Source organism: Streptomyces sp. LZ34, from assembly GCF_053890475.1.
This window is the reverse complement of the sequence record NZ_CM132680.1, coordinates 2,548,578-2,561,760: the sequence shown is the minus strand read 5'-3', so window position 1 is coordinate 2,561,760 and position 13,183 is coordinate 2,548,578. Positions and strand designations below refer to the sequence as shown.

13 protein-coding genes are annotated in these 13,183 nt (G+C 71.0%); 7 read left to right on the top strand and 6 right to left on the bottom strand.

The genetic code is table 11. The annotated features are described in order from the left end of the window. Positions 1-66 precede the first annotated feature (66 nt). From ACWY4P_RS09245 to ACWY4P_RS09225, 5 genes are all read left to right on the top strand, one after another. Positions 67-876, top strand: coding sequence for an SDR family NAD(P)-dependent oxidoreductase (locus ACWY4P_RS09245; protein ID WP_456209856.1), 810 nt, complete (start codon positions 67-69; stop codon positions 874-876). A 111-nt stretch (positions 877-987) separates the two neighbouring features. Further along, positions 988-2,355 carry an MFS transporter gene (locus ACWY4P_RS09240; RefSeq protein ID WP_456209855.1) on the top strand — a complete coding sequence of 456 codons (1,368 nt, stop codon included), beginning with the start codon at positions 988-990 and terminating at the stop codon, positions 2,353-2,355. 34 nt (positions 2,356-2,389) lie between these two features. Further along, complete coding sequence (locus ACWY4P_RS09235) at positions 2,390-3,250, top strand: isocitrate lyase/PEP mutase family protein (RefSeq protein WP_456209854.1); 861 nt, start codon at positions 2,390-2,392, stop codon at positions 3,248-3,250. 8 nt (positions 3,251-3,258) lie between these two features. Further along, the gene (locus ACWY4P_RS09230) at positions 3,259-4,275 is read left to right on the top strand and encodes a C-terminal binding protein (protein WP_456209853.1); all 1,017 of its coding nucleotides are present in this window, start codon (positions 3,259-3,261) and stop codon (positions 4,273-4,275) included. A gap of 44 nt (positions 4,276-4,319) precedes the next feature. Beyond that, complete coding sequence (locus tag ACWY4P_RS09225; RefSeq protein ID WP_456209852.1) at positions 4,320-5,048, top strand: GntR family transcriptional regulator; 729 nt, start codon at positions 4,320-4,322, stop codon at positions 5,046-5,048. 17 nt (positions 5,049-5,065) lie between these two features. On the opposite strand, the gene ACWY4P_RS09220 is transcribed toward ACWY4P_RS09225, so the two are convergent. Then, positions 5,066-5,974, bottom strand: coding sequence for a LysR substrate-binding domain-containing protein (locus ACWY4P_RS09220; RefSeq protein ID WP_456212861.1), 909 nt, complete (start codon positions 5,972-5,974; stop codon positions 5,066-5,068). Between the two features lie 102 nt (positions 5,975-6,076). Here ACWY4P_RS09220 and ACWY4P_RS09215 point away from each other — a divergent pair, with 102 nt between their 5' ends. Next, positions 6,077-6,970: an MBL fold metallo-hydrolase gene (locus ACWY4P_RS09215; protein WP_456209851.1), complete on the top strand. Its 894-nt coding sequence runs from the start codon at positions 6,077-6,079 to the stop codon at positions 6,968-6,970. Positions 6,971-7,056: 86 nt separating this feature from the next. Here the strand turns inward: ACWY4P_RS09215 and ACWY4P_RS09210 are convergent, their stop codons facing one another. From ACWY4P_RS09210 to ACWY4P_RS09190, 5 genes are all read right to left on the bottom strand, one after another. After that, the gene (locus ACWY4P_RS09210; protein WP_456209850.1) at positions 7,057-8,088 is read right to left on the bottom strand and encodes a non-reducing end alpha-L-arabinofuranosidase family hydrolase; all 1,032 of its coding nucleotides are present in this window, start codon (positions 8,086-8,088) and stop codon (positions 7,057-7,059) included. 326 nt (positions 8,089-8,414) lie between these two features. Beyond that, the gene (locus tag ACWY4P_RS09205; RefSeq protein ID WP_456209849.1) at positions 8,415-9,140 is read right to left on the bottom strand and encodes a sensor histidine kinase; all 726 of its coding nucleotides are present in this window, start codon (positions 9,138-9,140) and stop codon (positions 8,415-8,417) included. Between the two features lie 16 nt (positions 9,141-9,156). Continuing rightward, positions 9,157-9,930, bottom strand: coding sequence for a response regulator transcription factor (locus tag ACWY4P_RS09200; RefSeq protein ID WP_456209848.1), 774 nt, complete (start codon positions 9,928-9,930; stop codon positions 9,157-9,159). Positions 9,931-10,112: 182 nt separating this feature from the next. Continuing rightward, positions 10,113-11,543, bottom strand: a complete 1,431-nt coding sequence (locus tag ACWY4P_RS09195; RefSeq protein ID WP_456209847.1) for a TfuA-like protein — start codon at positions 11,541-11,543, stop codon at positions 10,113-10,115. Beyond that, positions 11,540-12,727, bottom strand: a complete 1,188-nt coding sequence (locus tag ACWY4P_RS09190) for a YcaO-like family protein (RefSeq protein ID WP_456209846.1) — start codon at positions 12,725-12,727, stop codon at positions 11,540-11,542. The genes ACWY4P_RS09195 and ACWY4P_RS09190 overlap by 4 nt, the downstream gene beginning before the upstream one ends. A gap of 215 nt (positions 12,728-12,942) precedes the next feature. Between ACWY4P_RS09190 and ACWY4P_RS09185 the strand changes: the two genes are divergently transcribed. Continuing rightward, the gene (locus ACWY4P_RS09185; protein ID WP_398527298.1) at positions 12,943-13,095 is read left to right on the top strand and encodes a hypothetical protein; all 153 of its coding nucleotides are present in this window, start codon (positions 12,943-12,945) and stop codon (positions 13,093-13,095) included. The last annotated feature ends 88 nt before the right edge of the window (positions 13,096-13,183 follow it).

The window sequence follows — 13,183 nt, the reverse complement described above, 5'->3', positions numbered from 1 at the left end:
GATCTCTAGTGTCCCAGCTCGAGCGGCCCTGCTGACGCGGCCGGGCGCATCGACGAAGGGACGAGAGTGGCAGACCTCACCGGTCTCTGTATCGCGGTCACCGGTGCCGGGCGCGGCATCGGACGGTCGATCGCCCTGCGGCTCGCCTCGGCGGGCGCACACCTGGCCGTCATCGACCGCGACGCCTCCCGCGCCGAGGCCGTACGCGCCGAGGTGGCCGCTCTCGGCCGCCCGGCGCTCGCCGTGCGGGGCGATGTGACGCGCGCCGCCGACTGCGCCGAGATGGTCCAGCGCACCGCCGACGGGCTCGGGCGGCTCGACGTCATGGTCTGCAACGCGGGCATCGTGCAGGTCAAGCCCTTCCTGGAGATCACCGAGGAGGACTGGGACGCCACCTTCGCCGTCAACGTCAAGGGTGCGTTCCTGACCATGCAGGCCGCCGCCGCCCGGATGCGCGCCCAGGAACCCCTGGCCGCCGCCCGCCCCCGTGGAAAGATCATCACGATGTCGTCGATCGCCGGACGGTACGGCGCCGGCCCGATGGCACCCCTCACCCCCCACTACCGCGCCAGCAAGGCGTCGGTCATCAGCCTCACCCAGACCGCGGCCTACGCGCTGGCCCCGGACATCACCGTCAACGCCATCTGCCCCGGCCTGGTCGAGACCGACATGTGGCGCCAGATCGACCAGGAGTGGGCCGCCGCCGAGGGCTGGGCCGCGGGCGAGGCGTGGCAGCGGCGCACCGCCGTCGTCCCGATGGGCCGCCCGCAGACGCCGGAGGACGTCGCGGGCCTCGCCCTCTACCTCTGCTCACCGGACTCCGACTACATGACCGGGCAGGCCGTCAACATCGACGGCGGACTGATCATGAGCTGAGCCGCCCCCACCGGCCGGCCCCCCGCCAGACCCCCCGCCAGACCCCCCCACCTCCGCCAGAACCCCCCACCTCCGCCAGACCCCCGCATCCCCGCCGGATCGAGGAAGCACATGACACACGCACCAAGCGGGCCCCCCACCACGACTCTGGACGAGGCCGGGGAGCGGGCAGCCGTCGCGCACATCTCCTGGCGCATCCTTCCGCTCATCGCCGTCGGCTACGTCATCGCGTACATCGACCGCACCAACGTCGGCTTCGCCCAGCTGGGCATGGGCGAGGAACTGGGCATCAAGGCCGCGGCGTACGGCCTCGCCGCCTCGATCTTCTTCATCGCGTACTTCTTCTTCGAAGTGCCGAGCAACCTGCTGCTGCGCCGCTTCGGCGCCCGCGCCTGGCTCGCCCGCATCATGGCGACCTGGGGGATCATCACGGTCATCACCGGGTTCACCACCAGCGTGCAGATGCTGTACGTGATGCGCTTTCTGCTCGGCGTCGCGGAAGCCGGTTTCTTCCCCGGCATCATCGTCTACCTGACCATGTGGTTCCGCTCCGGGGACCGGGCCGTCGCGCTCGGCTGGCTGGTGCTGGCCCAGCCGATCTCGTTCATCTGCGGCGGGCTCCTCGGCGGCCTGATCCTGGACCACACCGGCTGGCTGGGCCTGCCCGGCTGGCGCTGGCTGTTCATCCTGACCGGCATACCGGCGATCCTGATGGCGGTCGTGACCTTCGTGTTCCTCCCCAACTCCCCGGCGACCGCGCGCTGGCTCGACCCCGCCCACCGCGATTGGCTGCACTCCTCCCTGGAGGCCGAGCAGGGCACCGGCCATGACGAGGGCGTACGGGCCCAGCTCGCCGCCCTGAAGAACCGCCGGGTGCTGCACCTGGCCGCGACCCATCTCGCGCTCGCCGTCGGCACCTACGGGTTCAACCTCTTCCTGCCCCTGATCATCAAACAGATCAACCCCGACTACTCGGCCACGAACATCGGCTTCATCGCGGTCGTCCCCTATGTCTGCGCCGCGATCGGGCTGCTGGTCACCGCCCAGCTGTCGAAGCGGGTCCGCGAGCGCAAGTACCTGGTCGCGGTGCCGCTCACCCTCGCGGCCACGGGCCTCGCCGGGGTGATCGCGCTGCGCCACCACCCCGGGCTCGCGGTGGTCGCGCTCGCGGTGACCGGGATCGGGGCCTTCGCCTGGCTGCCGCCGTTCTGGTCGCTTGCCACCGACAGCATCTCCAGGACCCATGTCGCGGTCGGCATCGCCACCATCAACTCCATCGGCAACCTGGGCGGGTTCATCGGCCCGTACATCGTCGGCAAGGAGACCGACGGCTCCACCGTCACCGCGGGCCTGCTGATCCCCGTGGTGTCCCTGGTCCTCTCGACCGTGCTGATCCTGCTGTGGCGCAGCCCGGCCCGGCAGCCGGGTGCCGAGACCGACCCGGCGCCGACGGCCGACGCACCCGCCGCCGCCCGCTGACGCACCCCGACCCCACCTGTTAAGGAGCCGACCGTTGTCAGCCGCCACCTCGCTCGCGTCCCTCCTGGACGGTCCCGGCATCGTCCAGGCCCCGGGCGCGCCCGACTCGGTCACCGCCCGCCTCGTCCGGGCCGCGGGTTTCCCGGCCGTCTACATGACGGGTTTCGGCGCCACGGCCAGCCGGCTGGGCACGCCCGACATCGGGCTGCTCAGCCAGACCGAGATGACCGAACACGCCCGCAACATGACCCGCGCGGTGGCCATTCCGGTCATCGCGGACGCGGACACCGGATACGGCGGCCCGTCCAACATCCACCGCACGGTGCGGGAGTACATCCAGGCCGGGGTGGCGGCCATCCACCTCGAGGACCAGGTGGCCCCGAAGCGGTGCGGCCAGATGACCGGCATCCGGCTGATGCCGGTGGAGGAGAGCGCCGCGCGGCTCGCCTGCGCCGTCGAGGCCCGGGGCGCGGACGACCTGCTCGTCATCGGACGCACCGACGCGCTGCCCGCCGCCGGGATCGAGGAGGCGGTCCGCCGCGCCCGCCGCTACCAGGACGCCGGCGCCGACCTGGTGTTCGTCGACGGCATCAAACGGATCGCGGAGGTGGAGGCGGTCGCCAAGGCCATCGAAGGACCCAAGGTCGTCTCCATCGTGGACGGCAACGAGACGACCCGGCTGACCGCCACCGACCTGGCCGACATGGGGTTCTCGATGGTGTTCTACGCGGTCACGGCGCTGTTCACCGCCACCCGCGCGATCGCCGACGCCCTGGACCACCTGCGGGCGGCCGGGACCCCCGCGGGCGGCCCGGCCCAGCACACCTACGCCGAGTTCTGCGACCTCGTCGACCTCGGCTTCCACCAGGACCTCGACCACCGCTTCGGGAGCTGAGAGCCGCCATGCCCAAAGCCGCCATGTTCAAGGTGGTCGTGACCGACTACGAATTCGCCGACCTGGAGCCCGAGCGGCAGATCCTGGAAGCGGCGGGACTCACCCTCGTACCGGCACAGGCCGGCACCGAGGACGAGCTGATCGAGCTCTGCGCCGACGCCGACGCCCTGATCAACCAGTACGCCCCCGTCACGGCCAAGGTGATCCGGAACCTTGCCCGCTGCCGGGTGATCTCCCGCTACGGCATCGGGCTCAACACCATCGACGTCCCGGCGGCGACCGAGGCGGGCATCGTCGTCGCCAATGTGCCGGACGGCTCCCTGGAGGAGGTGTCCGACCACGCCGCCGCGCTGATCCTCGCCCTCGCCCGGGGGCTGCGCCGCTACGACGCCGCGATCCGCCGCGGCACCTGGGACTACACCGTCGCGGCGCCGCTGCGGCGGCTGCGCGGGCGCACGCTGGGGCTGGTCGGGTTCGGCCGCATCCCGCGGCTGCTCGCCGAGAAGATGGCCGGCTTCGGGATGACGGTCCTCGCCCACGACCCGTTCGCCGACCCCTCCCGGGCGGCGGCACTCGGCGTCCGGCTCGTGGACCTCGACACCCTCTGCCGCGCGTCCGACGTGCTGTCCGTACACGCTCCGCTCACCGCGGAGACCGAAGGGCTGATCGGGCGCGCGCAGTTCGCCGCCATGAAGCCCACCGCCTGCCTGGTCAACACGGCACGCGGACCGGTCGTGGACGAGGCCGCGCTCATCGAGGCGCTGCGGACCGGACGCATCGCGGGCGCCGGTCTGGACGTCTTCGCACACGAACCCCTCGGGCCCCACAGCCCGCTGGCCCGGTGCGAGAACGTGGTCCTCTCCCCGCACACCGCCTGGTACTCGGAGGACTCCGAGCTCGAGATCCGTACGAAGACGGCCCGCAATGTGGTGGAGGTCGCCCAGGGGCGGCTGCCCACGTACTTGGTCAACCACGGTGTCCACCCCGTCTCGCCACTGGCCGGGCCGGATCCGGCGATAAGCTAGCGTCCGGGATATCCGCGGGAGTGGCAGTGATCGCTGGGAGGGGCATGGCACACACGACGAGCGGCAAACGGTCCTCGTCGCTGGCCTCCGACGTGGCCCGGCGTCTCCGCGCGGCGATCGTGGACGGCGACTTCGACCTGGGCGAGGCCCTCTCCGAGGACGGCCTCGCCTCCGCCCTCGGAGTGAGCCGCACCCCGGTCCGTGAGGCGCTGCGCATGCTCCAGCTCCAGGGGCTGGTCGAGATCGTGCCGAAGTCGGGCACGTATGTCTTCCAGCCCACTGAGGACGAGATCTTCGAGCTGTGCGAGTACCGCACCACCCTGGAGATCCGCGCCGCCGAGCTGGCCCTCGAGCGCAACCCGGACGCCGCCCTCGCCACCATGCGCGGGGCCGTCGCCGTCATGACCGAGGCCCGGGCGGGCAACGACACCAAGGCCTACAACACCGCCGACACGGCCTTCCACGAGGCGTTCTTCGCCCAGTGCGGCAACCGCTATCTGAGCGACGCCTACCAGATGAGCCTGGCCCGCGTCTCGGCCCTCCGCGTCCACCTCACCTTCCTCGCCGCGACGGAACCGGCGCGCTCCTTCGAGGAACACCAGCGGATCATCGAGATCTTCGCCGCCGGCCGGACGGACGAGCTCGAAGAGATCCTCAAGTCGCACATCATGCGGACGCGCGAGAACTACCTGCTGGCTCTGCGGGCCCGCGCCGCCCGTGACACCGAGTCCAAGGCGGAGGGTCTGCGCCGCAAGCTCGGCCTGTCCCTCTGATTCCCTGCGGCAGGGTCTCAGGCCGGTCCGCCTGCCGTGGCCGCCGCGCCGGCCGTCGGCCCCGCCGGGCGGTAGAGGGCCGCGGCGATGCGGCTGAACGAGTGGACGAGCGGATCGGCGTCGCCGGTTTTCCAGGCGACCACGAGGCGGCTGGGCGCCATGTCGGCCAGCGGAACGACGGTGAGCCCCTTGGGCAGCGTATGCCCGAGGGGCATCACCCCGACCGTGCCGTTCCAGAGAACGGCCTGTAGACACTCCTGGGCGGTGCGCACCACGGGGCCGTCCCGGAGCTCCCCGAGGGGCGTGGCGCCGGTCCAGTAGGCGTGCCAGAGGGGATCGGTGCCCTCGGGCAGCCGGAACCACCGGCGCTCGGCGAGATCGGGCAGGCGCAGGGTGGCGCGGCGGGCGAGCGGGTCCTCGGCGCGCAGGACCACCCCGACCGGGTCGGAGCGCAGCACATGGATGCTGATTCCGGTGTCGTCGAACGGCGTCCGGGTGAGCGCGACATCGACGAGACCGGCCCGAAGGCCCGTGGTCGGGTCGGTGAAGTCGGCTTCGCGGATGCCGACATGGACGTCGGGGTGACGCCGGCGGAAGGCCGCGACGAGGCGGTGACCGGCCTGCTCGGCGCTGTCGGCGAGGGTGCCGATGGTGATGGTGGCGGTGCCGGCCGCCGCGGTGACCCGGGCGCGTGCCTGCTCGGCCCGCGCCAGCAGCGTGCGCGCCTCGTCGTAGAGCGCGCTTCCGGCGGCGGTGAGCGTGACCCCTGTGGCGGAGCGGTGCAGCAGGGGCGTGCCGAGCTCGCTCTCCAGCTGCTTGACGGCCCGGCTCAGCGGCGGCTGGGTCATGTGCAGACGGACCGCGGCGCGCCCGAAGTGGCGCTCCTCGGCGACGGCCACGAAGTAGCGGAGCGAGCGTAGGTCCATCATCCGCAACGATACCCGCACGGTATCGGGCGTACGGAACGGGTGTTGGACCGCCCGGGTGTCCCGCGCTGGACTGGGACAGACCCGAAAGGAGCCCGTGTCATGACCGAATACACGTTGCCCGATCCCGTGGTGCGGACCACGGAGGCGCGGGAGCTCGCGCGTGATCTGGTGGTGATCCCGAACCGGGGCGTACAGCTGGTGCCCAACATCGGAGTCATCGGTGGCACGCACTCCGTGCTGGTCGTCGAGACCGGAATGGGGCCGGGCAACGCCGGCACTGTGCTGAAATTCGCGGCCGATTACGCGGGCGGCCGCAAGCTCTACCTGACGACGACGCACTTCCACCCGGAGCACGCCTTCGGCGCGCGGGTGTTCGCCGGCCAGGCGACGTTCCTGATCAACAAGGCGCAGGCCGAGGACCTGGCCACCAAGGGCCCCGGTTACCTCGAGATGTTCAAGGGACTCGGCGAGCCGGTCGCCCGGCGGCTGGAGGGCGTCGAACTGGCGGCTCCGGACGTCGTCTACGACACCTCGTACGACCTCGACCTGGGCGGCCGGGTGGTGCGGCTGCGCGCCACCGGCCGGGCGCACAGCAAGGGCGACCAGGTGGTCACGGTCCCCGACGCGGGGGTGATGTTCACCGGCGACCTGGCGGAGACCGGGCAGTTCGCGATCTTCCCCTGGTTTCCGCCGCACGACACCGACGTGTCCGGCACCCGCTGGATCGAGGTGATGCGCCACCTGGCCGCCGAGGACCCGCGGGTGGTGGTCCCCGGCCACGGCGACATCGGCGGCTCGCGGCTGCTGGCCGATGTCCGCGACTACCTCCAGTCGCTGCGCGACGAGACGTGGGTGCGCCGGGACTCGGCCATGAGCGAAGAGACGATCATCGAGGAGGTCAGGGCGGTGATGATCGAACGGCACCCGGAGTGGGCCGGGCAGGAGTGGATCGAGAGGGGCGTGAGCTGTCTGTGCGCCGAACACGCCGTCTGACGCGGACGCCTGGCGTGCGCGTCAGACGGGGCCTTCTTGCGGGACCGGGACGGTCTCCCGGGCGCTGGGCGCGGGGCCCGGGGTGGTCAGCAGGTGTTGTTCGTCTGGGTGAGCAGTCCCAGGCGCCAGGGGAGCTGGGAGTAGTCGCCACTGGCCGAGGGGTTCATGCCCTGGTAGAGGAATTGCAGCCGGCAGGGGTTGATGGTCATGGTCTGGTCGTTTCCGGTCCGGACGAGTTCGCCGTGGCTGATGTCCTTCGTCCATGCGCCGGAGGGGAAGGTCACGTTGTTGCTGCGGGCGAACGGGTTGGCCTCGGTGGCGGCCAGGGGCTGCCACTGGCCGGTGAGGCCCTGGGCGGTGAAGGAGCGGTAGTAGCGCCTGCCGTCGCTGCCGATGGCCTCCATCATCAGCAGGTAGGTGTTGCCGCCCTGGACGCGGTAGACGGCGCCGCCTTCGAACAAGGCGAACTTGGAGTCCTGGAGCACGAGTTGGGTGTTGCGGAAGCCGTTCGGGAACTCGGCGACGGTGGTCTCCGACCGGTACACGTGGCCGTTGTCGTCCGCGGAGAACAGGTAGCACATGGCGCTGTCGCAGATGACCCAGTAGTCGAGCGTGCCCGACGGGGCCGCGTTGGTGAAGGTCCTGGGCGCCGACCAGCTCTTGGGGTTGCCGGGGTCGGTGCTGGTGGAGTACGACGGCGGGCCGGTCTGGTACACGAGGTACCACAGGTTCTTCGGCGCGAAGTAGAACACCTGGGGAGCGGCGGCGTACCGGGTGCCGATGTTGGGGTTGGTGTCCAGATAGGTCAGCGGGGCCGAGCTCGCCTGGGACCAGTCGGTGAAACTGGTGTAGGCCATGCTCCAGGCGCCCGAGGTGTTCGCGGTCGTCATGAAGACGTGCCACTTGCCGTTCGCCTGGATCACCGTCGGGTCCTTGACGGAGACGACGGGGTGGCTCGCGTCGGGCTTGGGGGAGATCAGCTGGCCGCTGGAGGACCACTGGAAGCTGCCCGGTAGCTGGGCGGCGGTGGCTTTCGGGGCCGGCTGTGCCTTCGCGGCCGGCTGTGTCTTCGGGGCCGGGGCGGCGGACGACTCCATGGGGATGGCGAACAGGGACATCGCCAGGCCTAACAGGAGGACGAGGGCCGCGTGAGCGGGGCGTAAGTGAGGGCGTTGTCGCGGGAGAAGCATGCGGGGCTCCAAGGGGCGGTCGGGGCCCGCCAGACGAACACCGTGTGCTCCCTTGCGAGTCCGGCACGGTGGCGCGTGGGGAGGGCCTTACCGGAACGGATGACGCGGGTGCTGTCGTGCTCGGCTTGTGCGGCACGTACAAGCCGGCCCGGCCACGTTGGTTCGATATCTCGAATACATGTCGGGCTTTCGGACGTCATGGATGATAGGGGACTCGCCGATCGCGTCAATACCTCGCGCACCAGCGGCGATCGTCACTCGGCCCGTGGCAGCACCGCCACCGCCCGTAGCCCGCCGCGGGGGGAGCGGCCCAGTTCGAGGCGGCCGCCCGAGGCGGCCAGGAGCGCCGCGGCGATCGTCAGCCCGAGGCCCGTTCCCTTGCGGTCGCGTCCTGAGCTCCCGCGCCAGAACGGTTCGCAGGCGTGTGAGATCTCCTCGTTCGTCATTCCGGGCCCCTGATCGCGGACCTCCACGCGGGCCTCGGAGGCGGCGGTGTGCACCGCCACGAGCACGCTGCCGCCGCCCGGCGTCATATGCAGGGCGTTGTCGAGCAGGACGTCCAGGACCTGTTCCAGGGAACTGCGGACGTGCGTTCCGGTGACGGCGGTCCCGTCCATCCGCAGCCGCACGCCGCGGTCCGAGGCCAGGGCGGACCAGGCGTCGACGCGGGACGCGGCCACGCTCAGGACGTCGACCGTCTCGACCGGGGTGTCGGCGCCGCCGTCGACGGTGCCCCAGGCCAGCACCTGTTCCAGCACATGGGAGAGGCGGTCCATCTCGTGGAGCACGCCGGAGACCTCGCGTCTGGCGGCCGTGTGGGACGCACCGGTCAGTCTGTCCTGGAGCAGCTCCAGACGGAGTCGTACGGAGGACAGGGGGCCGCGCACCTGATGCGCGGCCACCGCGGCCATGGAGGGGGAGCCGACACCGGGGAGCGACGGTGCCGGGACCGGTGCGGGGGCGGGCAGGCTCTTGGTCATCGCGGTACGTCCAGTCTCAGGCGTGCGCGGCGGTCGGCACCGTCAACCGGTAGCCGACTCCGCGCACGGTCTCGATCCACTCCGTATGGCCGAGCTTGCTGCGCAGCGAGCCCACGTGGACGTCGAGGGTCCGGGTGGACCCGAACCAGTTCTCGTCCCATACCCGGCACATGATGTCCTGGCGCTCCATCACCACTCCGGGCTCTTCGAGCAACATCGCCAGCAGATCGAACTCCTTGCGGGTGATGTGCACTTCCGATCCGTCCACGAACAGCTTGCGGGCGCGCGGGTCCAGCCGGACCGGGCCGACCTGGAGCGGGGCCTGCGGCGGGATCTGCCTCGTACGGTCCGGCTCCGGCTCCGCTTCCGCTTGCGGAACGGGCGTCCCCAGGGGGACGGCGGCGGAGGCCGCCTGGACGGCTCCGTGCCGGGGGCAGCCCCCTGCCCTGCGCAGGACGGCCTGGATGCGGGCCACCAGCTCGTAGCGGCTGAAGGGTTTGGCGACAAAGTCGTCCGCGCCCATGTGCAGGGCCATCACCCGGTCCAGTTCCTCGGTTCTGCCGCTGAGCACGATGACGGGTACGCACGACAGCTCGCGGATGCGCCGGCAGACCTCGTGGCCGTCGAGGTCCGGCAGGCCGAGGTCGAGCAGGACCAGGCCCGCGTCCGCGAATCGGGCCAGGGCTTCCGCGCCGGTGCCTGCGCAATTCGATGCGTAACCGTGGACGCGTAAGGTCTGCTTAAGGGCCTCGGCTATTCTGTCGTCATCCTCGACGATCAGGATGTTCATGGATCTGGTCCTCCCCCATGGGCGGAGCGCGATCGCGACACGCGGCGGAGCCGCATATCGATACCGCGATTGTCCTGACCGAACGGTTTTTCCCCTGGCTCTTGTTTATCAAGCGAGTCGTCTGATTTTCAATGGAGATGAAGATGAAAGGTCTTCGCCCAGGGGTGCGGTGAATAGTCCGTTCAGCAGGCAGGGGCTTCGGGACGCCGCTCCCCACGTGCCCGGCGCAGCAGCACAAACCGCCGGGCGGCGTCCTCGGCCTCCCCGAGGGAGATGAACCCCCGGTCGCGCGCCACGGCCGTCAGCGCGGCGGGCTCCTCGACGCGCCAGGCGTCCACCAGGTGCCTCCGCACCAGGGCCTGGGGCAGATGACGCGGGGTGCGGCGCTCGCCGGTGCGGGCCATCTGCTCGTTGAGGCGGTCCGCCGCCGCCACGGCGTCGGCGCTCGCGGCCCAGGCCTCGTCCGCGCCGCGCAGCTCCGCGGGGGCGCCGTGGAAGGGCACCGCCCCCGGGGCGCTCCGGAACGAGCGCACCAGGAGCGTCGAGAGGCGGTGTTCGGGGCTGCCCTCGCGCTGTTCCCGCGGTGTCAGCCAGTACGCCCAGGCGGTTTGCGGCAACGTCCGCGCCGAGATGCCGCGCCGGTCCGCGGCCTCCAGCGCGGCGTGGACGAGGCGGGTGAGGCCGGAGTCGGCGGAGGCGGAGGCGGGGTCGGCGGGGTCGGGGGCGGAGAGGGAGGCGGGGGTTGACGGGACGTCGGCGATCCGGGTCAGCGCGAACCGCCGGTAGCGCAGGGGGAAGTCCGGCGCGTACAGCTGCTGGAAACGCAGGACGTCGAGTTCGGAGACCGCGGCCGCGCGCCGGGTGCGCACCGCGGGGCGGTACGTGCCGCGCCAGCGCTCCAGATACATCGTGCGCGGCACCATCCAGGCAGGCGTGAACCCGGGGAAGGAGGCGGAGCCGCGCGGGGTCGAGCAGTGCGACAGCGCCAGCAGCGCGTCGCGCCGCTTGAGGTCGGACAGGTCGGGGTGGCACCCCGCGAACTCGCGCAGCGCCTCGGCCGCTTCGGCCGAAGCCGGGTGCAGCCGCCGGGCGGTGTGCACGATCGCCGCCCAGCTCCGCTCGGTGTAGTGCAGGGCCCGGGCCGCGTCCAGCAGCGCCGCGCCGTCCTCGGGAGCCAGCGCCTTCCCGGTGACCGCGTTGGAGATCGTCCACCGCACGTTGACCAGCGGAACGGTCAGCTGCCGGTGTGCACCCGAAGGCAGATGGCCGACCGCGACCTCCTCGTCGGAATCCAGCTCGCCCTGCGCGTACATGCCGAAGACCAGCCCCACGCCCTCCATGCCGTACGGCCACAGCTCGGCGGCCCGTAGCGCGCCCATGCTGGAGGCGCCGATGACACGGGTGCGCCGGGCCAGCACATCGATGATCTCTTTGTGCCGCACCGGGGCGGTCTGGTGGAACACCCCGTCGATGATCAGCACGGTGTCCGTCGCGCCCGTGTCCAGGGCGAGCAGATCGCCGTGCCGCACCGGGCGGTGCACCACCGCGCGGTCCACCACCGCCAGGACGTCCGCCGCGGAGAGGGTGGGCCCGATGAACACATGGATGGTCATGAGGCCCCCTTCGGACCGGCGATGGACGAGGACGCGGCCGTGAGAGGCCGTGGAATCTCGTGGCGGCCGTCGAACTCCAGCCCCGCGGCCACCACTTTGACCACGCTGAAGCCTCCTTCCGTACTGAGGTCGACGACCACCGGCGGACGGCCGGTCACCTGGTGCACCTCGCCCGCGAGCCAGCGCGTCTCCTCGGTGTCCTCCACGAACTCAACGCCCCGCCCGCAGATGTCCCTCCAGGGGACGATCTCGCCTTCGGTGACCGGTGGCGGCCCGACGGCAGAGGGGCCGTTGGCGAACAGCACCGCGGCCAGGTCGTCGCGGCTGCCCGCGATCGCGGTCAGCCGGCTCTGAGCCGACTCCGTCACGGCGCGGCTGAGCGCCACGGCCGGAGAGCCGTGCACCCCGGAGCCGACCGCCAGCGCCGGGAAGTCCTCCGACCAGACGTAGCTGACGAAGCAGGGCAGCCCCCAGCGGTTGGGCACCTCCACGATCTCGACCCAGGCGCCCGCGCCGGCGATCCGCTCGAGCACCGCCGCACACAGCGGATCGTCCACGCTCGAGGGGTCCACATGCCGCCGCTCGGACACGGGCAGCGAGCCGATGGTCGCCGTGCAGTCCCGCTCGATCACCTCGTACAGCGCGTGGGCCACCGCCTCGTCGTAACTGTTCCCGCTGGCCAGGCCGTTGGTGGAGCCGTGCAGCAGCGGTGGCTGCCAGGCCCGGGACACCTGGTAGTCGACCCCGACGTACGCCCGCGGCACCAGGGTCTTGGTGCCGCTGACGGCGTCGACGCCGATGACCCAGTCCAGCGGTGTCCGGTCGCTCAGCAGGCTGCCGTGGTGCTGCTGTAGATCACACACGTCGTACGGCAACTCCAGCTCGCACGCGGGGGTGTGCCTCAGCTCGGGGGCCGGACACGCGTACTCGGAGTGCCACAGCTCCACGGACTCCATGACGGCGGAGACGCGGGCCAGCAGCAGCGAAGTCCCCTTGCCCTGCGAGACGGTGAGGGTCTTGGCCGCCGGGCGCACGGCCATCACCACCGGCACGCCCAGCGTGTCCAGTCCGGTGACATCGGCGACCCGCGTGATACCGAACCTGTCCCGCAGCCCATTGATGAGCGCCCAGGTCTCCTCTGGATGCCGGACTCGATGCGTGCCATCGAAATGGACCTTCTTCACCCGTCATCTCCTCCCGCTTCCTCCCGCTCCAAGGCTGTGCATCAGCATCGGTGTTTGTACGGAAACGATCGGGCAGACGGAGGTCAGCGGAGGGACAGCGGTGAAACAAGCTTCCGCAAGCGCCGTGCAAGAAATATGTAAGAGGGGTGTCCGAAGTCTTTGGAGCGGGATATCTATTCGAATGTCCTTTGCAGTCCATCGAAAGGAATGAGGAAATGGAGAACACCTCTCTCCTCGACCTCGAACAGCTCGGCGACGAGATGTTCGAGGTAGTCGAGTCGGACACGACCGAGGACAACGGCGGCGCGGGCTCGGCGTGGGCGTACGCCTGTTGTCAGAGCGCGAGCAGCTCCTGCGCGCTGTCGTGACACATCGGCCGGTCCCCGGCGGCGCGGATGTCGCGCCGCCGGGGACCGGCCCCCTCGGTGGCGCGGGCCGGAGAGCCCGGGAGATGGG

What these genes read in the sequence shown, in the direction of transcription:
- ACWY4P_RS09240 (WP_456209855.1), top strand. Translation starts at nt 988, where the DNA reads ATGACACACGCACCAAGCGGGCCCCCCACCACGACTCTGGACGAGGCC.
- ACWY4P_RS09230 (WP_456209853.1), top strand. Translation starts at nt 3,259, where the DNA reads ATGCCCAAAGCCGCCATGTTCAAGGTGGTCGTGACCGACTACGAATTC.
- ACWY4P_RS09225 (WP_456209852.1), top strand. Translation starts at nt 4,320, where the DNA reads ATGGCACACACGACGAGCGGCAAACGGTCCTCGTCGCTGGCCTCCGAC.
- ACWY4P_RS09220 (WP_456212861.1), bottom strand. Translation starts at nt 5,974, where the DNA reads ATGGACCTACGCTCGCTCCGCTACTTCGTGGCCGTCGCCGAGGAGCGC.
- ACWY4P_RS09215 (WP_456209851.1), top strand. Translation starts at nt 6,077, where the DNA reads ATGACCGAATACACGTTGCCCGATCCCGTGGTGCGGACCACGGAGGCG.
- ACWY4P_RS09210 (WP_456209850.1), bottom strand. Translation starts at nt 8,088, where the DNA reads ATGTCCCTGTTCGCCATCCCCATGGAGTCGTCCGCCGCCCCGGCCCCG.
- ACWY4P_RS09205 (WP_456209849.1), bottom strand. Translation starts at nt 9,140, where the DNA reads ATGACCAAGAGCCTGCCCGCCCCCGCACCGGTCCCGGCACCGTCGCTC.
- ACWY4P_RS09200 (WP_456209848.1), bottom strand. Translation starts at nt 9,930, where the DNA reads ATGAACATCCTGATCGTCGAGGATGACGACAGAATAGCCGAGGCCCTT.
- ACWY4P_RS09195 (WP_456209847.1), bottom strand. Translation starts at nt 11,543, where the DNA reads ATGACCATCCATGTGTTCATCGGGCCCACCCTCTCCGCGGCGGACGTC.
- ACWY4P_RS09185 (WP_398527298.1), top strand. Translation starts at nt 12,943, where the DNA reads ATGGAGAACACCTCTCTCCTCGACCTCGAACAGCTCGGCGACGAGATG.